Genomic DNA, 20,405 nt, shown 5'->3' with positions numbered 1-20,405 from the left:
ATCCTTTTACTAAATGTAAATAGTTTGATAAAATTATATCAAAAAAGAGATAATAGAAAATATATTATATAAAAAGCATAAAGGAACTGAATGGAATATTTTGCTAAAAGAATTATACCCTGTCTTGACGTTAAAGACGGCAGGGTTGTAAAAGGTGTTAATTTTGTGGGACTCAGAGATGCAGGTGATCCGGTCGAAGCTGCAATAAGATATAATGAAGAAGGTGCTGATGAATTAACATTTTTAGATATTACTGCAAGTCATGAAGGAAGAAAACCGATAGTCGATATTGTAAAAGAAGTGGCAAAAGAAGTTTTTATCCCTTTGACAGTTGGTGGAGGGATAAGTGAACTTAATGATATATATGATTTATTAAATGTAGGTTGTGATAAAGTATCCATAAACTCCGCAGCCGTCAAAAACCCGAATTTTATAAACGAAGCAAGTAAAAGATTCGGAAGTCAATGTATAGTTGTTGCAATAGATGTAAAAAAAATAACAGATAATAAATGGCATGTTTTTATAAAAGGCGGCAGGGAAGATACTGGAATCGACGCAATTGAATGGGCAAAAGAAGTAGTTGACAGAGGTGCGGGTGAAATACTCCTTACTTCAATGGATACCGACGGCACAAAAGCCGGATTTGATATTGAAATAACCGAGATTATTTCAAAACTTGTTCACGTTCCCGTAATTGCAAGCGGCGGTGCAGGAAAAATGGAACATTTTAAAGAAGTTTTTGAACATTCAGCAGATGCCGCGCTTGCCGCAAGCATATTCCATTTCAAGGAAATCGATATTATGGATCTAAAACAATATTTAAAAAATAATAATATCAGCGTTAGAATTAATTAAGAATGGAGAATGGAAAATTGAGAATTTTTTTATTTTTAATATTTACTACTTTACTTTTTGCTTTTGAGGTGGAATATACTAAGGTTTATACACAATATATTGTTCCACAAAAAGAAGCGATTAAAATAATTACAAAAAAAGATGGACTAACTTTTCCTTTTCCTTATATTAAAACTAATGACGGATATATTTTATACGGAAATATTGATCAAATTAATATGTGGCTTTACAATGAATTTTATGCACCTGATGATGCTAAATTTAAAACAATAAAATTTGCAAAAATAAATTTTGATAAAATACAATACAAAATTATCACTAAAACAAAACAGATTTATAAAACTTGCAAAATTAAAAAAATTATTTTTATTACGCCTGATCAAGATAAATTCATAACAAAACCGACTAATTTAAGTATTAAATATAAAATTATTTTGAAATGTAAATGATTCACGTGAAACAAAATTCTAATGGAAAAAAATGGAAAATAAAAAAATAATCATAGTTAGTGCGGGCAATAAAGAAATATTTGATTTTGCCATACCAATTGGTATAGGATTAGTAAATTCTACTATTAATCTAACAAGATTATGTTTATTTGATAGACCTGATTATATAATTTTTGTCGGAACTGCCGGAAGTTATGGAAATAAAAAAATATTTGATATAGTAGAAAGCAGAAGTGCATCAAATATTGAAAACTGCTTTATACAAAAAAATTGTTATACACCTCTTGAAAATATAATTTCCTTTGCAAAAGATGTTTCCCGTGAAACCATTGTAAATTCATCCAATTATATTACAACAAATGAAAATATTGCTGAAAAGTATTTAAAATTAAATATTGAATTGGAAAATATGGAATTTTATTCCGTTATGTCTGTGGCAAAAGAATTTGAAATACCTACATTAGGAATTTTTGTTGTAACGAATTACTGCCATAAGGATGCACATAAAGAATACATTTCAAATATAAAAAAGGCAAAAGAACTGCTTATTCAAAGACTTTTAGATAAAAAAATTATAAAGGAAATAGATGGATAAAAAAATATTTATGGACTATCTGCCTGAAGAACTATTAGGGATGGGGATACAGCCAAAATTCAGAATAAAACAGCTTTATAATTGGGTATATAGAAAATATGTGGATAATTTTGAAGAAATGAAAAATATACCAAAAGAGTTAAGAAAAGAATTAAACGAAAAATTTATTATAAATCCGCTTGAGCTTATTAATCATGAAACAGCAAGCGACGGGACGGAAAAATTTTTATTTAAAATGCATGACAATCATACGGTTGAAACCGTATTAATTAAAATGAGAGACGAAGAAATTAAAGACGGAAAAATAAAAGAAGCAAAATACACCGTTTGTGTTTCGACACAAGTAGGCTGTAAAGTAGGATGTGCTTTTTGTTTAACTGCAAAAGGGGGTTTTGTAAGAAATTTAAGTGCAGGAGAGATTGTTGCACAAGTTTGGTGGATGAAAAAATTTAAAAATTTTGATGAAAATAAAGCGTTAAATGTAGTATATATGGGAATGGGAGAACCACTTGATAATTATAATGCGTTAATAAAAGCTATTAAAATATTAGCAAATCCGGATGGAATGAATATAGCAACAAGAAGGCAAACCGTTTCAACATCAGGAATTGCACCTAAAATTAAAAAATTAGGAAACGAAAATTTAGGTGTAAATTTAGCAATATCATTGCATGCTGTAGATGATGATTTAAGAGAAAAATTAATTCCTTTAAATAAGGCATACAATATCCAAAGTGTAATAGATGCAATAAGAGAATTTCCTATTGATAAAAGAAAAAAAGTTATGTTTGAATATTTAGTAATTAAAGATGTGAATGATGATATTGAATCAGCCAAAAAGCTTGTAAAACTTTTAAACGGAATACCAAGCAAAGTAAATCTTATTTATTTTAATCCTTATCCAGGAACAGATTTTAAAAGACCGGATGATAAAACAATGAAAAAATTTCAAGATTTTTTAATAAATAAAGGAATTATGTGCACAATAAGAAAAAGTAAAGGAATGGATATTTCTGCAGCTTGTGGACAACTTAGAGAAAAAGAAATCAATAATTAAAGGATTAAAATGGCCGAATTAAAATATCTACCAGCAGGTATAAGACTTCATATTAAAGAAATTTTTTATAAGATTACTGACGATTTAACCAAATATTATTATTTTCATTTTGAAGACATTCCAACCGGTTTAAAGGCTGAAAAACTTTTAAAAAAACATAACATTAAATCGATTCCCACGCCAAATGATATTTTTGAAGATTGTGGTGTTTCCATACTTACAACTAATAAAGATGAGATTAAAAAGCTTTTAGAAAAAGAAAGTATTAATTTTGAAATTTGGGTATATGATAATGGATTTAAAAAAATAGAAGGAGAAATTAATAATAAATCTTGTAAAATTTAATTATAAAATTTTATATATGCTCTGTTCTTAAGTTTATTGAAATAATCTTTTAAAATCATTTCTCTTTTTTGTGCAATTAGTTTATTTGCAATAATATTTTTAACTTTGTCAAATGGAATATAATTAGCTCCGTCTTTTCTAGCTATGTAATACATACTATAATTTAATCCATCGTTTATAATAGGCGTAAATTCCCCTACTTTTGTCTGTTTAAATAAAAACAAAAGACCTAAAGGTAATTCATTAAAATCATATACTTTTGTTTGAGTTTGAATGCTATAATTTGCCAAAGGGTTTTTTTTGATATCATTTAAAGCTTGTTTATTATTTGCAGTATATTTAGTAACTTGGATACTTTTAAATACTTTAAATTCATCCTTATGGTTATCATAATAATTTTTAATTTCATCCGGGGTTATTTTTAATTTTGTTTGAACTATTTCATTGAATAATTTTTCTTTTAACAAATCTTCTTTTATTTTATTTCTTAACTGATCGTATTGACCTTTTTGCATTAAAATATTTTTAAATTCAAATAAACTTAGCCCATTTTGTTTTGCTACTTTTTCCATTGCATTTTCAATCTCAAAATCATCAACTTCAATTCCTCTTTTTTTTATTTCGCTTTGGATAAGTTTTTGATCCAATAAATATTGCAACGCTTTATCATATGAAATATTTAAATTTTTAGAAAGTTTTTCTACTTCATATGATGTTATAGGAATATTATTTACCGTTGCAACAATTTTATCAATTACCTCCGCATGTAATAAAAAAATCAAACTTAAACTAAATATTATTTTTTTCATAAACAACCTTTAAAATATTTCTCTTATTTTTTTTAATGTTTGAAGCATATGCATTATATCTTCTTCCCCTACTTTTTCCATAATAATTTTATGATACTTTATAGCTATTTCATCAGCTTTTTGTAACATTTCTTTACCGCTTTTGGTTAATTTTATATAAAATGAGCGATTATTAATACTCTCTTTTTTTATCAATTTTTTACTATCCAAAGACTTGATAATTCTAGTAATAGTTGCTTTATCTCGATTTAGAAGTTCCGCAATTTGAGTAGGTGTTAATTTTTTAGCTTCTGAAACTAATTTTAATACACCATATTGTTCAGAGCTTAAATCAAAATTTTTTATTTCTCTATTGAAATTTTTTCTAAGTAAATTCAATGTCGTTGTTAATGCATAACCTACTGATGTTTCCTTATTATATTGCATTGGAAATCCTTTCAATTGATTATGCAATTATTGCAAGTGTAATTAATTAAGTCAAGTTATATTAAAATAAGAAACTAAGAAAGAAGAAAAGAAGAGAGATTATTTTGCCGCTTCTTTTAAAGCATTTAAAGCAGCTTCGTAATCTGGCTCTGCAGTAATTTCGTCAACCAATTCTTTATATACGACTTTGCCATCTTTTCCAACTACAAAAATCGCTCTAGCACTAAGTCCTCTTAAAGGTCCTTCAGCTATTAAAGTTCCGTATGCAGCTGAGAAACATTTATCTCTAAAATCACTAAGAACTTGCAGATTCTCAATTCCTTCTGTTGAACAGAATCTTTTAGCTGCAAATGGTAAATCCATTGATACAACGTAAACAGTCGCACCCTCTACAGATGCCGCTTGATTGTTAAATTTAGTTGTTTCCATTGCACATACTGGAGTATCTAAACTTGGAACAGCTACGATTAATTGAGCTTTATCCTGTGCACCACCTATTGTTACCTCTTCTAATGCACTATTTGGTAAAGTAACTATTGGAGCATTATCTCCTACATTTACCTGATTTCCGTAAAGTGCTACGTCATTTCCTTTTAATTTTGTTAATGTTGGCATGTTTAATCCTTTTTTTATTGAAGTATAACAGAAAAGAAAGAAAGAAAAAGAGTATTTTTATCTTTTATTGAAGAATTGTTACTAATTGTTACATAAAGTTTGCAATAAATGTATTTTTTACTTTTCCTTTAAAATATAAACGTCCGTTTTTTAATTTAATTTGTAACTTTTCACCACTTTTTGGATAAACTGTTACTTCGTTTCCCACAAGCCCCTTTTCTTTTGCTAAAAGAAAACTCGCGCACATTCCCGTTCCGCAAGCCAATGTTTCATCCTCTACACCTCTTTCATATGTCCTTACATATAAATTGCCATTTTTTACTTCAGCAAGATTAACATTAGCATTATGCTCATATCTTAATTTTCTGCACTCTTCAATATCGAAATTGTTTATATTTCCAATTTTCACTAAATGAGGAACACCGGTATCAAATAAATTCCATTCACCCATTTCTTTTATTTTTTTATGAGCAGTTAATTGAGATTCAACTACATCACCATCCACTTCAGCTTCAATTACACCTGCCAAAGTTAAAAATTTCATTTTTTTTGGTGCCAATTCGTTTTTATATGCATAATGAGCAGCTGCCCTACTCCCATTGCCGCACATTTCAGCCTCACTTCCATCGGCATTGTAAAACTGCCACTCAAAGTCATATTTTTCATGCGGTAAAATAACTATTAAACCATCAGCCCCTACTCCATTTTGCCTGTCACATAAAATTTTAGCCAGCTCGCTTCTATCTTTTTTTAAAAATGTATGAAAAATTACAAAATCATTTCCACTCGCACTATATTTACTAACTACCATATATTACCTTTAAATATTTTTCTTCATATTCTTTTGCATTTATTGGCATGGAATAATACTCACCCTGTATAAAATCACAACCTTTATCAATTACAAACTGCCTTTGTATTTTAGTTTTAACACCTTCGGCTACAACTTTCAAATCAAGGTTTTTCCCCAAATTTATGATGGTTTTTGTAATTATAACATCATCTCTGTTATATGGAATATCACTGACAAAACTTTGGTCTATTTTAATTTTATCTATCGGTAATTTTTTAAGATACGCAAGAGATGAATACCCTGTTCCAAAATCATCAATACTAATACTAATACCTAAATTTTTAATTAAATGCAGCATTTCTAAAGATACTTTGGGATTATTCATAATGCTTTCTTCTGTAACTTCTAAATTTAATATATTCGGATTTATATTGTATTTATCAATTATATTTTTAATTTGAGAAAAAAACTCATCTTTTTGCAACTGATACATTGTTACATTCCACGAAAGAATACCAGGATTAAACCCTTTTTCATACCAATTTTTATAAATTTTAACAGCTGATTCAAATACAAATAAATCAATTTTATCTATTAATCCCATTTCAATTGCCAAAGGAATGAATTCATCGGGATACATAAATCCTTTTTTAGGATGATGCCAGCGAACTAAAACTTCACTTCCATATAATATTTCATTTCTATCAAACTGAGGTTGAAAATATACTTCAAACTCACCTTTTTCAATTCCTTTAATAATTTCCTGTTTTAAAGTAATAAAATTTTCCGCTTTTTTATTAAACTCGATATTATAAAAGTTAAACCTATCTTTTCCATCGTTTTTAGATTTATACATAGCAATGTCTGCAAATACTATCAATTTACCTAAATCATCCCCATTATCAGGGAAAATACTAATACCAATGCTCCCGGAAACAAAATATTTTTTATTCTCAATAACAATTTCTTCTCTTATTTTTTGAAGTATCTTTTGAGTTCTAACGGCTACATCCTCTATATTATGGATATCTTTTAAAACAATTAAAAATTCATCACCTCCAAACCTAGCAACAATATCAGTTTTTCTCACACACTCTTTAAGTCTATTTGCCAAAATTTTCAAAACTTTATCACCAACTTTATGTCCATCCGAATCGTTTATCTGTTTAAAATAATCTATATCAATAAAAAGGATGGCAAATTTTTTATTTTCTCTTTTTGATTCATAAAAAACATCTTTTAATTTTTGCATAAAACATTCTCTATTACAAAGACCAGTTAAATTATCATAGTTGGCCCTTAAAAATAATTTATGTTTTTCCGTTTGTAATGCATTGTCATAAACTTTAAAAATTCTATTTACAATTACGGAGAATACATACATTATTATAATTGTAATTATCATAGAAATAAAAGAAACTATAACTATTATTTTGATTAAATTATTAAGTAATTCTTTTTGTTTTTCTTTTTTAGCTAATAAATCTTTATCTAAATAATTTAAATATATACCTGTTCCAATAATCATATCAAGAGGTTTATAATATTTAACATATGATATTTTTTCCATTGATTTTCCATTTGGAAAATAAGCCGAATATCTTACAAATGCACCTTCAGGATGTTCTAAAGCGCTACTTATAATCATCTGAACTATTTTTTGTCCGTTTCTTTGCACATTCCATCTGTTTTGACCTATAAATTTATGATTAATATGATAAATCGTATTGCCTTTTGAATCAAAAATAAATACATAGCCGTTATTAGGCCATTTAAATTTATCCATAACTTTTTTAATTAAATTTATGGTTTTATTAATATCATTTGAATTATTTTTATAAAGTGCATCAATTATATTATATGTTAAATCAATTCTCTTTTTAGTTATAAATTTAAGATTTTTAAAAAACTCTTCTTCTGTTTGAACAAGTTCTTTTTCAAAGGTATGTTTTATTGTATAAATAGTTCCGAAACTAATAAAAATTATTGAAAGTAAAACCGAAATTACCGGTAGTGCTATTATTAGCTTCGGTATAAGTTTCGATTTATTTTTATACATTTTTATATTCTTTCTTTTTGAAGTATTATATCATTAAATGTTAAATTAAAAATATCTGTTATAATTTTAATAAAATTCAAAGGTTTCATAATGATTCTTATTGCCGGACCATGTGTAATAGAAAGTAAAGAGCAGATTTTTAAAATAGCCGAATATTTAAAACCTTACAACGAAAAATACGATTTTTACTTTAAGGCAAGTTTCGATAAAGCAAACAGAACCTCACTGAATAGCTACAGAGGTCCGGGGATAGATAAAGGACTTGAAATACTTGCTGAGGTGCAAGATAAATTCGGATACAAACTTTTAACAGATATTCACGAAACATGGCAGGTTAAAAAAGTAGCTGAAGTTGTAGATGTGCTTCAAATACCTGCTTTTTTATGCAGGCAAACAGACCTTTTGGTAGAGGCAGCTAAAACTGATAAAATCGTAAATATAAAAAAAGGGCAGTTTATGAACCCTGCCGATATGAAATATTCTGTTTTAAAAGTGCTGGAAACAAGAGGCTGCAGTGAAGCAAATTTTGAAAATTCTAAAAAATATGGTGTATGGCTAACTGAAAGAGGAACTACTTTTGGGTATGGAAATCTTGTAGTAGATATGAGAAGTCTTTATATTATGAGAGAATACGCACCTGTTATATTTGATGCAACACACGCTGTTCAAATGCCTGGTGGCGCAGGCGGTAAAAGCAGTGGAAAAAGAGAATACGTCCCTGTTTTAAGCCGTGCTGCAGCAGCAGTCGGAATTGACGGATTTTTCTTTGAAACTCATTACAATCCTGATGAAGCTTTAAGTGACGGACCTAATATGATCACACCAGAAACTTTGCAAAAAACCTTAAAAGAAATAGACTGCATAACAAAATGTCAAGGAGAATAAATGAAAATTATTGAAGGAAATTTACAATTAAACGGAAATGAAAAAATAGCTATTATTGCAAGTAGATTTAATCACTTAATAACAGACAGACTTGTAGAAGGTGCCAAAGACGCATTTTTAAGAAATGGAGGAAAAGAAGAAAATCTTGAACTTATTTTAGTTCCTGGGGCGTTTGAGCTTCCTTTTGGACTGAAAAGAGCAATAAAAACCGGAAAATATGATGGAATTGTTTGTGTAGGTGCCGTTATAAGAGGTGCTACACCTCATTTTGATTATGTTGCAGCAGAAGCCACAAAAGGTATTGCAAATACAACACTTCAAGCCGATATTCCAGTTACATTTGGTCTATTGACAACCGATACTATAGAACAGGCAATAGAAAGAGCTGGAACAAAAGCCGGAAACAAAGGTTTTGAGGCAATGCTTGGACTTATTGAAATGATAAATTTATATAAAGAATTATAAAATATAAATAAATGATTGATACAGCATTAATACTTTCTGCTATAATTCTCATATTAACAGGGGCTTTTTTAAGGTTTTTTAAATATACCTTAACCCCTGAAATTGTTAATAATTTATCATATATATTATTATTTGAAATAGTAATTTTACTAATATTAATAGCTTTAAAAATATTGAAAGGCATTAAATGGCAACAATAACACACGCAAGAGAAGCTGTAATACAAACTCTTTATGCACAAGAAATGGGAAATGATCAAGCAATTGAACAATTTGAAGAAATACTGAAAGATAAAAAAGTCAAAGGCAGTAAAGCTGAATTTGCAAAAAAGTTATTAAGTGGGGTTTTAGAACATTTAAATAAAATAGATGAAATTATCAAAAACCATTTAATTGACTGGGATTTTGACAGACTTGACAAAGTAGACAAACAAATTTTAAGAGTCGGAATTTACGAGCTTTTATATACCGATACACCTTATCAAATAGTAATTGACGAAGCTGTAAAAATAGCTAAAAATTTTTCTGAAGATAAAGCAAAAAGTTTCATAAACGGAATTTTAGACAGAGTTGCTAAGGAAAATATGAAAAAATGAGTAAAATTGAAAATTTAAAAGATAAAATTTTAAGACATAATACATTTTCAATTTTTATTATTCTCACTTTTATTACTTTGGCCTCTTTTTTTATTACTTACTATATTATTTATGAAAAATACAAAACTGAAATAAATATAATAAAAAATAATTATATTGAAAATCAAAAAAACATCATGAAACATCAAGTTAATAATATAATTAAATTAATAGAAACTCTTAGACACGAAGAATGTCACGAAGTAAAAACATTATTAAAAAATAGCAATATTCATACTGCAAATATTATAGAAATGGATATAAACAATATTCAAAAAATCAAAAAAATATTATTCAATATAGATCAAATGACACCTTCAATTCACTGGGCTTTAACAGATTTAAATGCAAATATAATTTATCTAAGTATGAATGATTTTAATAAAAGTAAAAGATTAAATCTCATTCATACTTTACTTAAAAATAAATTAAATCATATTTATTTCAAACACAATACAAAAAATGGAGAAAAAATAACATTTCAACACATTTTTGATAAATATCTTCTTACATCAGCTATGTTTAAAAATGAGACAGATGAAATTATTAAAAAAGTAATCACCAATATTATTTATAACATTAGATTTGGTGCAAAAAACGAAGGATACATTTCAATCGCTGAAATACTTAATTATAAAGGCGGTAAAAACTTTGCAAAAGTAGTCGCTCTTCCAGTTAAACCTTCAATGGTCGGAAAACTTTTAAGTGATGATAAAAAAGACGCAAAAGGTAAACTTTATAGAAAAGAATATTTAAAAATCGCCAATACAACTGGCGAAGGATTTGTAAGTTATTGGTTTTATAAATACTCTGATAAAGTAATTAGACCAAAAATTTCTTATGTTAAGCTTTATAAACCTTGGAATTGGTTAATTTTCACAAGTGTTTTTATAGATGATATTAATGAAGTTTTAGCCCAAAAAGAAGCAATGTTTGATAAAGAAATTAAAAAACTTATTAAGTATTATGTTGCTTTATATATAATAATGTTACTTATAACATATTACATAGTCAAAAAAGAAAACAGAATCATTAAAACAATAACGGATGAATTTGAAAGAAAACTTAAAGAAAAAAATAATCTTTTAGAACATTTAAATAAAAATTTAATGAATGAAGTTATAAAAAAATCTGACGAATTAACAAAAAACATGTTTACGGATAATCTTACAAATCTTCCTAATAGGGAAAAATTAATAAATGATTTTGAAAACAAATATATTGCAATTATAAATATAGATGATTTTAAAGAAATTAACGACTTTTTTGGAATAGAAGAGGGAGATAAACTTATAAAAGAATTTGGAGAATTTTTAAACAATATAGAAACAACATATAAGTTATCAGGTGATGAATATGCAATGATAGCTGAAAAACCAGCAGCACTTAAACATATAGCAACTAAAATAATAAATAAACTTAAAGATAAAAAATTCCAAATTGGCAATGAAGAAATTAAAATAAACATAACTGTAGGAATTGGAAAAACACTTTCAGAAGCGGATACTGCACTAAAATATGCCAAAAAAAGAAAAAAACAAGTAATTGTTTATAATAAAAATCTCCCTATATTAAAAGAATTCGAAGAAAATCTCAAGTGGAAAAAAATAATTAATGATGCGATTGAAAACAATGGAGTTATTCCTTATATACAGGCAATTATAAATAATAAAACAAAAAAAGTAGAAAAATATGAATGTTTAATGAGAATAAAATATGAAGATAAAATTTACACTCCTTACCATTTTCTTGAAATAGCAAAAAAAACTCACCAATATGAAACGCTTCAAAAAATAATAATTGAAAAATGTTTTAAAAAATTTTCAAAACTTCCTTATAATTTTTCAATAAATCTTTCATTAAGAGATCTTAAAAATGACCAGTTTGTAAATTATTTAATCAAACAGATAGAAAAATATAATATTGCAAATAAATTAACGATAGAGCTTCTTGAAGATGAAGAAATGATTTCAGACAAAAAAGTAAATGAAATAATCCATAAACTTTCAAATATGGGAGTAAAAATCGCTATAGACGATTTTGGAAGCGGATATTCAAATTTTGTATATTTAATTAAAAATTTACCTATACATACAATAAAAATAGACGGAACTCTTGTTAAAGATATTTTAGCAGATGAAAAACTGAAAAAACTTCTTAAAAAGATAGTTGAAATAGCAAAAGAATTTAACTTTGAAACTATTGCGGAATTTGTTGAAAATGAAGAATTATATATAGAGCTTATTAAACTTAATGTGGACGCCTCCCAAGGCTATCATTTTTCAAAACCATTTGATATAGAAGAGCTTAAATAGCCCTTCTTATTTTAAAATTTCAGGTTTAAATTCATCAATAAGTTTGTTTTTATCAATTTTTAAAAGATCTTTTTCTACAAGTCTATATATTTTTGAAGAATTTTTAAGGTTATCCAAAACATCTTTTGCAATTACTTTAGGCAAAGATAAAAACACTTTTTTATCACCATATTGATCTATTAACATATCTATATCTTCAGCTACAGCTTTTACTGCTTCTTTATATATTTCTGCTTTTAAATTATGATTCTCTCCGCTAAAAGCTCTATTTAAAAATCCAGGTTTATTAGCACCTTCAATTCCTGTTACCAAATCCTGAACTTTTTTATGCGCTTCAACTATATCTATTGCTGTTATTAAATCTAATTTTACTTCATTTGGTTTAAGACCAGCTTCTGCTTCAGGTGTTCTTGGATTAGCTCTGTAAGCTTTAATTTCACCAAGAGTTGCAACAATTACTAAATCTCCAACTTTCATACCGTCTCCTTTTAATTTTGTATATTAATTATACCTCAAAAAGTAGGTAATTTCCAATTTTTTTTATGCGCAATTATTCTTATTATTACGCCTATAATTAAAATTAATATAATTATCTTATCTGTAATTCCAAACATATATAAAAAAACACTTACAAAAATACTAACACTTCCGTAAAAATTTTCTTTTAAAATAAAAGGGATTTTATTAATAAGAATATCCCTTATCATTCCCCCGCCGACCGCTGTAATCAGAGCCAAAAACACCACCCCGTATATATTAAAATCTGCATTTAAAGCCACAATACTTCCCGATATCGAAAAAGAAACAAGCCCTATTGAATCACTGATTAAAAACAGATCGTTTTTTTCAAAATCGTATTTGTGAAGTTTAAAAAATATTCCTACAACCAAAACAGCCAAAACAATACTTCCCGGAATGATATCGGTAAAAGAGTATATATTTCTTCCTGCTAAAACATCCCTGATAATCCCGCCTCCAAGAGCTGTTAAAAATGCACTGATTGTAATACCGAGCAAATCAAGTTTATTTTTTACTCCTATGATAAATCCGCTTATTGCAAAAGCTATTATTCCTATAATATCGGTTATTTCTAACATTTCACCCTCTGAGAATGGGTAATTGCAACAGCAATTGCATCAGTTATATCCAAAGGTTTAATATCACCTTTTATTCCGAGTATTCTTTTAACCATAAAAGCCACCTGCTCTTTTTTTGCCTTTCCGTTTCCGGTTACCGCTCTTTTAACCTGAAGAGGCGTATATTCACTGAAATTTCCGTGTATCTGAAGAATTCTTAAAGATAAAGCCCCCCTGAACTGGGCAAGTTTTAAAACCGTTTTGGGATTATATGCATAAAAAATATCTTCAATTGCCACTTCATCAATAGAAGAATCGTATATCATATCAATTCCTTCTATCAATTGTGTAAGCTGATATTGAAGTTCCTTTTCGGTAATTTTTATAAATCCTGCATCAATGAGGGTTAATTTTGGTTTTGTTTCTATAATTGCATATCCGCATTTAATAGTTCCCGGATCAATTCCTAAAATTTTCATTTATACCTTTCACATTGTTTTCAACAATTATTCACATCTTATTCACTATGTGAATGAAATTATTTTACATTTATTTTCCGATATGATAAAATTTAATTCACATAATTTTTCACAAAATTTTCACAATGTGAAAAACAATCTATTCACAAAGGATTGAATTGAGTATATTTAAAAAAATAAAAGATTCACTAAAAAGTGAAAACCTTGTGAATTATAATAAATTTATAAAAAATTTGGAATTTGACGAAAAAAAATCAACTTCCACACATTTAATAATTAAAGCTCCTAATATTTTCATAGCTAATTTTGTAAAAAGAAAATATCTTAATAAAATAAGCGAACTTTATGAAAAAGAAACAGGAATAAAACCTAAAATAGATATTATCACTAAAGAAATTACACATAAACCTGTAACCCTTGAAGAAATAATAGAACCGACAACACCAAGCGTTTTAATTCCGGAATATACCTTTGAAAGTTTCATAGTAGGACCCTCAAACCAATTTGCATATACAGCAGCTAAAAGCGTAGCCGAAAATCCCGGCAAAAATTATAATCCTCTGTTTATTTACGGAGGGGTAGGGCTTGGTAAAACACACCTGCTTCAGGCAATAGGAAATTACCTGAAAAATTCCCTAAACGTCCTGTATGTAACAAGTGAGCAGTTTATGAACGAATTTACCGAAAACATCAGAATGAAAACACCTGAGAGATTCCATGAAAAATACAGAAACTGCGATGTCTTACTTATAGACGACGTTCAGTTTTTTGCAGGAAAAGAAAGAACCCAGGAAGAATTTTTCCATACATTTAATGAGCTTTATAACCAAAAAAAACAAATCTGTTTAACCGCTGATAGACCGCCTAAAAAACTATATGATCTTGTAGATAGATTAAGAAGCAGGTTTGAAGCGGGACTGATCGTAGATATTCAACCGCCTGAACTTGAAACGAAAATTGAAATTATAAGAAAAAAATGCGAACTAAACGGAATTTATCTACCTGAAGAAATAATAGAATACATTGCGACAAAACTAGATTCTAACATAAGAGAAATAGAAGGAATGATTACTAAAATAAACGCAATGTCAAAAATTCTGGGTATAACAGAAATTACCCTCGATTTTGCAAAACAGGCCCTTAAAGAACATATAAAAGACAAAAAAGAGGTCATTACCCTTGAAGACATTATAAAACTTATAGCAAAAGAGTTTAATATAAAACCGAGCGAAATAGTTTCAAAAAGCAGAAACAAAAACATAGTTGCAGCCAGAAGATGCGCAATATATCTAGCAAGAGAATTTACAAAAGAATCAACACCGATAATTGCAAAATATTTTGGGCTTAGAGATCACAGCGCAGTTAGTCACGCTATAAAAAGCTTTAATAAAAAATTAAAAGAAGACAGCGAATTTAGAATTAAAATTGAAGAACTTAAAAATAAAATTCAAATCAAAAAAAGTGAATAAAGTGAAAAAATAAGTTTTTCACATTCACGCTTTAATTTTAGGTATAATGGGGAAAAAATTAACTTTTCACATATTAACGCGACTTATTATTACTATTATCTAAATTAAAAGGAGATAAAATGCATATCAAAATAGAAAAACCGGTAATTGAAAGCATTTTAAACCAAATAATACCTTTTACCGAAAAAAAAGACAACACACAAATTACATCACATATACTAATAAAGGCAAATGAAAAAATAATTTTAAAAGCCACAGACAAAGAAATAGGTATAAAAGTTGTAACCAACGCTGAAATTATCGAACCGGGAACAATTACAATAAACGGCAAAAGATTTTTAGACATTATCAAAACACTTCAAAATAAAGAAATAGAAATAAAAACCCAAGACAATCAAATAACAATTACCCAAGAAAGCTCCATATACAAACTAACTTCATTTAACGCAAGCGAATTTCCTGAATTTCCTAATACAGATGAAATGAATAAAATTGACATTCAAATAGAAGAGTTAAACAAAGCAATCAAAAAAATATACCCTGTAATTGACAATAACAATCCAAAATACGAACTAAACGGAGCTTTATTTGATCTAAAAGACAAAACGAATTTTGTATCTACAGATACAAGAAGACTGGCAGTTTACTATTCAAACGCCAGTGCCAAAGAATCTAAAATAATAGTTCCTAAAAGAAGTATAGCCGAAATAAAAAGAGTTGTTAGAGACGATATGGAAGTCTTCTATGACGATGTATATTTAATATTAAAAAATCAAGAAACTATGTTTTTTACAAAACTAATAAACGGAAAATTCCCTGCGTATGAAAAAATTATTCCTCAAAGCTTAAAATACGAAATAACTATTCCAAAAAGTGATTTTCTTTCACATCTAAAGCAGGTAAGTATTATTTCAAATGAAGTAAAAATAACTATCAACAACGACAAAATAATATTCGAAAGTATCAGTGATGAAACAATGCTGGCTAAGACAAGTTTCGAAATAAATACACCATTAGAAGAATTTACATTTGCCGTTAACAGCAGATATATTATGGACTTTTTAAACGTAATAGAAAACGATACATTTGTTTTAGGCCTAAATGAGCCTAACATTCCTTTTGTGCTCAAAGACGATAATTTTATAACAATAGTAATGCCGCTTAATATTTGATATAATATTAAAAAAGCATAGATTAAAGGAATTTAATGAGCGATTATGGTGCTAAAAATATTAGAGTATTAAAAGGTCTTGAAGCCGTTAGAAAAAGACCCGGAATGTATATAGGGGATACATCTGTAAAAGGCCTTCACCATTTAATTTATGAAGTAGTGGATAATTCTATTGACGAAGCAATGGCGGGATATGCCAATGAAATAAAAGTAAAAATAAACAAAGACGGAAGTGCCGAAATATCAGATAATGGGAGGGGAATCCCGGTTGATATCCATCCGGAAGAAAAAATCCCGGCAGCTACGGTGGTTTTAACCGTATTACATGCAGGTGGTAAATTTGATAATAAAACATATAAAGTTTCAGGCGGTCTTCACGGGGTGGGGGTATCCGTAGTAAACGCTTTATCCAAAAAACTTATAATGACTATTAAAAGAGACGGCAAAATATGGAGACAGGAATTTGAAAGAGGTAAACCTGTAACCGATTTGGAAGTTATCGGAAACACAAACAGAACCGGAACAACTATTCAATTTTGGCCTGACGAAGAAATATTTGAAACAACTACGTTTAAAAGTGAAATACTTCAAAAAAGACTAAAAGAACTTGCCTATCTTAACCCTAATATAACCATAAAATTCGAAAACGAAAATGACGGCGTAAAAGAAGAGTATCATTACGAAGGCGGAATAAAAGATTTTGTAAAAACACTTACAAACAAAGAATGCATTACGGATGTAATATATTTTAACGACCATTACAGCGATGAAGAAAAAGCATTAGATGTTGAAGTGGCTCTGTGTTACGACAGCGGTTATGATGAAAAGGTTTTAAGTTTTGTAAATAATATTAGAACGCCTGAAGGCGGAACGCATGAAAGCGGATTTAAAGCGGGACTTTCTAAAGCAGTAATTAATTACATTAATAAAAATATCAAATTAAAAGAAAACATCAAAGTAACGGGTGATGACGTAAAAGAAGGGCTTAACGCAATTGTTAGCGTTAAAATGAGTGAGCCTCAGTTTGAAGGACAGACTAAAGGAAAACTCGGAAGCTCTTATGTGAAACCTATAACTCAAAAAGTGACTTATGAATTTTTAACCAGATACTTTGAAGAAAATCCAAACGAAGCTAAAATAATTGCGGAAAAAGCAATTGCGGCAGCAAGAAGTAGAATTGCAGCCAAAAGAGCCAGGGATTTAACAAGAAAACAGGCAAAAGTAGGAGTTGGAACACTTCCGGGAAAATTAGCTGATTGTCAAAGTAAAGACCCGACCGAATCAGAACTATATTTGGTTGAGGGTGATAGTGCAGGAGGAAGTGCAAAACAAGGAAGAGACAGAGTATTCCAAGCTATTCTTCCACTAAGAGGTAAAATCTTAAATACACAAAAATCAACTGATGCAAAAGCTCTCAGCAGTGAAGAAATCAAAAACATAATAACAGCACTCGGAACAGGAATAGGTGAAGATTTCGACATAGACAAAATCAGATACAATAAAATCATTATAATGACGGACGCAGATGTTGACGGAAGCCATATCCAGACGCTTATTATGACGTTTTTCTTCAATCATTTAAGGGAAGTTATAGAAAACGGGTATCTTTATATAGCACAGCCGCCGTTATATAGATACAAAAAAGGAAAAATAGAAAAATACCTTAAAGACGACAAAGAACTTAATGAGTTTCTAATCGAGCAGGGTATTAATTCTATCGATATTACTGGAGTAGGGAAGCCTGAACTTAAAGAACTTTTAAAATACGCAGCGCTTTACAAACTGCTTCTTGACAGACTTTCAAAAAGATTCAATATCCCTGAAGTTATCAGGTTTTTAATTGAAAACGGAAACTTAGAAGAACTTCCTAAATTCCTTGAAGGATTAGGGTTTAATATTATTTCAAAACATGACAACCATTACTATATTCAGACAAACAGAGGGCTTGAAGAGATTACTATTGACGATAAACTTTTAAATCATCAGCTGTTTGTTGAAGCTAAAAAGGTATATCAAAAACTTCAGGAATACAAAGATATAATTGACAGAGATTATCTTGAACTTCTTGATGAGGTTGTAGAAAAAGCAAGAAAAGGCGCACATATCCAAAGATACAAAGGATTAGGGGAAATGAACCCTGAGCAGCTTTGGGAAACTACAATGAACCCTGAAAACAGAGTGCTTATCCAAGTAACTATGGAAGATGCAGAAAATGCCGCAGAAAAATTTGAACTTTTCATGGGAAGCGAAGTAGGGCCAAGGCGTGAATTCATCCAGGCAAATGCAAAAGAAGTAGAAAATATAGACGTATAAGGAAAGTGATGAGTGAAATCAGATACGGAGAGAGGGAAATACTTGAATTTAATCCGGAAAATATGGAAATATGGCCTAATAAGCATAAAAAAAACTATTTAATCAAAATTACCCTTCCCGAATTTATGTGTAAATGTCCAAGAAGCGGTTATCCGGATTTTGCGACAGTGTATTTGGAATATATTCCTAATGAATGGGTAGTGGAACTTAAAGCTTTAAAGCTTTATATAAATTCATTTATGAACAGATACATCTCTCATGAAGACAGCGCCAACGAAATATTCGATACACTTTATAATAAACTAAAACCAAAATATATGAAAATAACAATGGATTTTAACCCCAGAGGAAACGTTCATACGATAATAGAAATAGACAGCGAAAAAATAGAAAAATAGCTATTTAATAATACTCATACTAAACATAGGAAGCAGCATTGCTGCTACTATGAATCCTATTGTTCCTCCTACAATTATTATTAGGGTCGGTTCTATTAAACTTAAAAGAGTATTTATTCTTGCTTCATTATCTTCAAAATAGATTTCGCTCAAATTTTTAAGAACAACATCTATTTGTGACGTTTCCTCAGCAAGTGCAATTGCCTGTAAAAAACTTATATCATAATCAAATCCCGCTTTTTTAAGAGAGATTGATAATTTTTTACCCTCTACTACATCATTTAAAGCTTTTTCGAATTTTTCTTTTATAGCTTCGTTTTGAATTGTATTTACGGCTAAATTTACCGCATTAATGTAATTAACTCCAGAATTTACAAGCGTTGAGGTTAGATAACTGAATCTTCCGAGTTCTTTTGCGATTATGATATTTTTAATTATTGGTAATTTTAAAAGTAATTTGTGTATATATAATTTGAATTTGTAATTTTTGATATAGAATAAATAAAAAATTAAAGAAATAATAGTTATAAATAAAATAATCAATAAAAAATTGTTTTTTATAAAGTTTCCGCTTGAAATTACTATTTTTGTAATCGTCGGTAAATCTTGATGTAGGTTTTCAAAAACTTTTACTATTTTCGGAACTACAGCGGTAAGCATAAAACTTACTGTAAAAATGGCAACGATAATAATAAAAAACGGATATATTAATGCCTGTGAAGTTTTGGATGTTAATTTATCTTCATCTTTTAAAAATTTGGCAATTTCAATTAAAACAATATCTAATTTTCCGCTTTCCTCTCCTACTTTTATTGTATTTGTTATGTATTTTGGTAGTTTAATAATTTTTTGCAATTCTAAGGATGAATGTAAGGATTTCCCTTCCTTGACAGATTTTTGTAAAAAGTCCAGAAATTTAATTATCTTTTGATTTTCACTTTGGTTTTTGGTTAAGTTTAATGCGCTAACCAAAGGAATAGATGATTTTAAATATAATCCTAAGGTATTAAATGTTTTGATTAATTCTTTTTTGGGAACTTTTGAAAATGAAATATCAAAATTTATTTTTTTTATAGGTTTAATGTCAGTTAAATATAGATCTTTTAATTTTTCTTTAGCGTTTTCTATGTTATCTGATTCTACTTTTCCTTTTATTTTCTTTCCGGTTTTATCAAAACCTTCATATTTAAAGACCAC

At 28.6% G+C, this 20,405-nt stretch carries 22 protein-coding genes; 13 read left to right on the top strand and 9 right to left on the bottom strand.

What is annotated here, in order from left to right; all coding sequences use genetic code 11:
* Nucleotides 1-90 precede the first annotated feature (90 nt).
* From hisF to ACYQ19_RS08980, 5 genes are read left to right on the top strand one after another with little or no spacing between them, the layout of a single operon-like run.
* The gene (gene hisF, locus ACYQ19_RS09000; protein WP_459979102.1) at nucleotides 91-855 is read left to right on the top strand and encodes an imidazole glycerol phosphate synthase subunit HisF; all 765 of its coding nucleotides are present in this window, start codon (nucleotides 91-93) and stop codon (nucleotides 853-855) included.
* Nucleotides 856-872: 17 nt separating this feature from the next.
* Nucleotides 873-1,304, top strand: a complete 432-nt coding sequence (locus ACYQ19_RS08995; protein ID WP_459979101.1) for a hypothetical protein — start codon at nucleotides 873-875, stop codon at nucleotides 1,302-1,304.
* 49 nt (nucleotides 1,305-1,353) lie between these two features.
* Nucleotides 1,354-1,899 (top strand): phosphorylase family protein, encoded by a 546-nt coding sequence (locus ACYQ19_RS08990; protein WP_488199485.1) that lies wholly within the window; start codon nucleotides 1,354-1,356, stop codon nucleotides 1,897-1,899.
* Complete coding sequence (rlmN, locus tag ACYQ19_RS08985; RefSeq protein WP_459979099.1) at nucleotides 1,892-2,956, top strand: dual-specificity RNA methyltransferase RlmN; 1,065 nt, start codon at nucleotides 1,892-1,894, stop codon at nucleotides 2,954-2,956. Before ACYQ19_RS08990 ends, rlmN begins: the two co-directional genes overlap by 8 nt.
* A 9-nt stretch (nucleotides 2,957-2,965) precedes the next feature.
* Nucleotides 2,966-3,301 carry a putative Se/S carrier protein gene (locus ACYQ19_RS08980; RefSeq protein ID WP_459979098.1) on the top strand — a complete coding sequence of 112 codons (336 nt, stop codon included), beginning with the start codon at nucleotides 2,966-2,968 and terminating at the stop codon, nucleotides 3,299-3,301.
* On the opposite strand, the gene ACYQ19_RS08975 is transcribed toward ACYQ19_RS08980, so the two are convergent.
* The 5 genes from ACYQ19_RS08975 to ACYQ19_RS08955 form a co-directional block, all read right to left on the bottom strand.
* Complete coding sequence (locus ACYQ19_RS08975; protein WP_459979097.1) at nucleotides 3,298-4,110, bottom strand: peptidylprolyl isomerase; 813 nt, start codon at nucleotides 4,108-4,110, stop codon at nucleotides 3,298-3,300. The two genes, ACYQ19_RS08980 and ACYQ19_RS08975, sit on opposite strands and share 4 nt — an antisense overlap.
* A 9-nt stretch (nucleotides 4,111-4,119) precedes the next feature.
* Nucleotides 4,120-4,536, bottom strand: coding sequence for a MarR family winged helix-turn-helix transcriptional regulator (locus tag ACYQ19_RS08970; RefSeq protein ID WP_459979096.1), 417 nt, complete (start codon nucleotides 4,534-4,536; stop codon nucleotides 4,120-4,122).
* Between the two features lie 99 nt (nucleotides 4,537-4,635).
* The gene (tpx, locus tag ACYQ19_RS08965; protein WP_459979095.1) at nucleotides 4,636-5,151 is read right to left on the bottom strand and encodes a thiol peroxidase; all 516 of its coding nucleotides are present in this window, start codon (nucleotides 5,149-5,151) and stop codon (nucleotides 4,636-4,638) included.
* Nucleotides 5,152-5,239: 88 nt separating this feature from the next.
* Nucleotides 5,240-5,962 carry a diaminopimelate epimerase gene (gene dapF / locus ACYQ19_RS08960; protein WP_459979094.1) on the bottom strand — a complete coding sequence of 241 codons (723 nt, stop codon included), beginning with the start codon at nucleotides 5,960-5,962 and terminating at the stop codon, nucleotides 5,240-5,242.
* Nucleotides 5,952-8,003 carry an EAL domain-containing protein gene (locus ACYQ19_RS08955; protein ID WP_459979093.1) on the bottom strand — a complete coding sequence of 684 codons (2,052 nt, stop codon included), beginning with the start codon at nucleotides 8,001-8,003 and terminating at the stop codon, nucleotides 5,952-5,954. Before ACYQ19_RS08955 ends, dapF begins: the two co-directional genes overlap by 11 nt.
* A gap of 90 nt (nucleotides 8,004-8,093) precedes the next feature.
* On the opposite strand from ACYQ19_RS08955, the gene kdsA reads away from it, so the two are divergent.
* From kdsA to ACYQ19_RS08935, 4 genes are all read left to right on the top strand, one after another.
* Nucleotides 8,094-8,888, top strand: coding sequence for a 3-deoxy-8-phosphooctulonate synthase (gene kdsA / locus ACYQ19_RS08950; protein ID WP_459979092.1), 795 nt, complete (start codon nucleotides 8,094-8,096; stop codon nucleotides 8,886-8,888).
* Entirely contained in the window at nucleotides 8,889-9,353 is a 465-nt protein-coding gene (ribH, locus tag ACYQ19_RS08945) for a 6,7-dimethyl-8-ribityllumazine synthase (RefSeq protein ID WP_459979091.1), read from the top strand.
* A 187-nt stretch (nucleotides 9,354-9,540) separates the two neighbouring features.
* The gene (gene nusB, locus ACYQ19_RS08940) at nucleotides 9,541-9,948 is read left to right on the top strand and encodes a transcription antitermination factor NusB (RefSeq protein ID WP_459979090.1); all 408 of its coding nucleotides are present in this window, start codon (nucleotides 9,541-9,543) and stop codon (nucleotides 9,946-9,948) included.
* Nucleotides 9,945-12,302: an EAL domain-containing protein gene (locus ACYQ19_RS08935; RefSeq protein WP_459979089.1), complete on the top strand. Its 2,358-nt coding sequence runs from the start codon at nucleotides 9,945-9,947 to the stop codon at nucleotides 12,300-12,302. The genes nusB and ACYQ19_RS08935 overlap by 4 nt, the downstream gene beginning before the upstream one ends.
* Before the next feature lie 6 nt (nucleotides 12,303-12,308).
* Here ACYQ19_RS08935 and ACYQ19_RS08930 read toward each other — a convergent pair whose 3' ends face one another.
* Genes ACYQ19_RS08930 through ruvC form a run of 3 tightly spaced genes read right to left on the bottom strand, consistent with a single transcriptional unit; the run spans nucleotide 12,309 to nucleotide 13,857 of the window.
* On the bottom strand, nucleotides 12,309-12,779 hold the full coding sequence (locus ACYQ19_RS08930; protein ID WP_459979088.1) for a hypothetical protein: 471 nt from the start codon (nucleotides 12,777-12,779) through the stop codon (nucleotides 12,309-12,311).
* A 35-nt stretch (nucleotides 12,780-12,814) separates the two neighbouring features.
* Nucleotides 12,815-13,399 carry a trimeric intracellular cation channel family protein gene (locus ACYQ19_RS08925; RefSeq protein ID WP_459979087.1) on the bottom strand — a complete coding sequence of 195 codons (585 nt, stop codon included), beginning with the start codon at nucleotides 13,397-13,399 and terminating at the stop codon, nucleotides 12,815-12,817.
* Entirely contained in the window at nucleotides 13,393-13,857 is a 465-nt protein-coding gene (gene ruvC, locus ACYQ19_RS08920) for a crossover junction endodeoxyribonuclease RuvC (protein ID WP_459979086.1), read from the bottom strand. The genes ACYQ19_RS08925 and ruvC overlap by 7 nt, the downstream gene beginning before the upstream one ends.
* Nucleotides 13,858-14,015: 158 nt before the next feature.
* Between ruvC and dnaA the strand changes: the two genes are divergently transcribed.
* From dnaA to queF, 4 genes are all read left to right on the top strand, one after another.
* Nucleotides 14,016-15,326 carry a chromosomal replication initiator protein DnaA gene (gene dnaA, locus ACYQ19_RS08915; protein ID WP_459979085.1) on the top strand — a complete coding sequence of 437 codons (1,311 nt, stop codon included), beginning with the start codon at nucleotides 14,016-14,018 and terminating at the stop codon, nucleotides 15,324-15,326.
* A 119-nt stretch (nucleotides 15,327-15,445) separates the two neighbouring features.
* On the top strand, nucleotides 15,446-16,498 hold the full coding sequence (dnaN, locus tag ACYQ19_RS08910) for a DNA polymerase III subunit beta (protein WP_459979084.1): 1,053 nt from the start codon (nucleotides 15,446-15,448) through the stop codon (nucleotides 16,496-16,498).
* A gap of 35 nt (nucleotides 16,499-16,533) precedes the next feature.
* Nucleotides 16,534-18,810, top strand: a complete 2,277-nt coding sequence (gene gyrB, locus ACYQ19_RS08905) for a DNA topoisomerase (ATP-hydrolyzing) subunit B (protein ID WP_459979083.1) — start codon at nucleotides 16,534-16,536, stop codon at nucleotides 18,808-18,810.
* Between the two features lie 17 nt (nucleotides 18,811-18,827).
* Nucleotides 18,828-19,208, top strand: a complete 381-nt coding sequence (queF, locus tag ACYQ19_RS08900; RefSeq protein ID WP_459979125.1) for a preQ(1) synthase — start codon at nucleotides 18,828-18,830, stop codon at nucleotides 19,206-19,208.
* Here the strand turns inward: queF and ACYQ19_RS08895 are convergent, their stop codons facing one another.
* Nucleotides 19,209-20,405 carry a type II secretion system F family protein gene (locus ACYQ19_RS08895; protein WP_459979082.1) on the bottom strand — a complete coding sequence of 399 codons (1,197 nt, stop codon included), beginning with the start codon at nucleotides 20,403-20,405 and terminating at the stop codon, nucleotides 19,209-19,211.

The sequence above is a fragment of the Nautilia lithotrophica genome (assembly GCF_054656815.1).
The sequence above is the reverse complement of the archived record's forward strand: the minus strand, read 5'-3'. Positions and strand labels throughout refer to the sequence as shown.

Excerpts from the sequence above, each read along its gene's own strand:
- kdsA (WP_459979092.1), top strand. The coding sequence starts at position 8,094 with ATGATTCTTATTGCCGGACCATGTGTAATAGAAAGTAAAGAGCAGATT.
- ACYQ19_RS08925 (WP_459979087.1), bottom strand. The coding sequence starts at position 13,399 with ATGTTAGAAATAACCGATATTATAGGAATAATAGCTTTTGCAATAAGC.
- hisF (WP_459979102.1), top strand. The coding sequence starts at position 91 with ATGGAATATTTTGCTAAAAGAATTATACCCTGTCTTGACGTTAAAGAC.
- dapF (WP_459979094.1), bottom strand. The coding sequence starts at position 5,962 with ATGGTAGTTAGTAAATATAGTGCGAGTGGAAATGATTTTGTAATTTTT.
- ruvC (WP_459979086.1), bottom strand. The coding sequence starts at position 13,857 with ATGAAAATTTTAGGAATTGATCCGGGAACTATTAAATGCGGATATGCA.
- ACYQ19_RS08970 (WP_459979096.1), bottom strand. The coding sequence starts at position 4,536 with ATGCAATATAATAAGGAAACATCAGTAGGTTATGCATTAACAACGACA.
- ACYQ19_RS08975 (WP_459979097.1), bottom strand. The coding sequence starts at position 4,110 with ATGAAAAAAATAATATTTAGTTTAAGTTTGATTTTTTTATTACATGCG.
- nusB (WP_459979090.1), top strand. The coding sequence starts at position 9,541 with ATGGCAACAATAACACACGCAAGAGAAGCTGTAATACAAACTCTTTAT.
- ACYQ19_RS08930 (WP_459979088.1), bottom strand. The coding sequence starts at position 12,779 with ATGAAAGTTGGAGATTTAGTAATTGTTGCAACTCTTGGTGAAATTAAA.
- ribH (WP_459979091.1), top strand. The coding sequence starts at position 8,889 with ATGAAAATTATTGAAGGAAATTTACAATTAAACGGAAATGAAAAAATA.
- tpx (WP_459979095.1), bottom strand. The coding sequence starts at position 5,151 with ATGCCAACATTAACAAAATTAAAAGGAAATGACGTAGCACTTTACGGA.
- ACYQ19_RS08935 (WP_459979089.1), top strand. The coding sequence starts at position 9,945 with ATGAGTAAAATTGAAAATTTAAAAGATAAAATTTTAAGACATAATACA.
- rlmN (WP_459979099.1), top strand. The coding sequence starts at position 1,892 with ATGGATAAAAAAATATTTATGGACTATCTGCCTGAAGAACTATTAGGG.
- gyrB (WP_459979083.1), top strand. The coding sequence starts at position 16,534 with ATGAGCGATTATGGTGCTAAAAATATTAGAGTATTAAAAGGTCTTGAA.
- dnaN (WP_459979084.1), top strand. The coding sequence starts at position 15,446 with ATGCATATCAAAATAGAAAAACCGGTAATTGAAAGCATTTTAAACCAA.
- ACYQ19_RS08980 (WP_459979098.1), top strand. The coding sequence starts at position 2,966 with ATGGCCGAATTAAAATATCTACCAGCAGGTATAAGACTTCATATTAAA.
- ACYQ19_RS08955 (WP_459979093.1), bottom strand. The coding sequence starts at position 8,003 with ATGTATAAAAATAAATCGAAACTTATACCGAAGCTAATAATAGCACTA.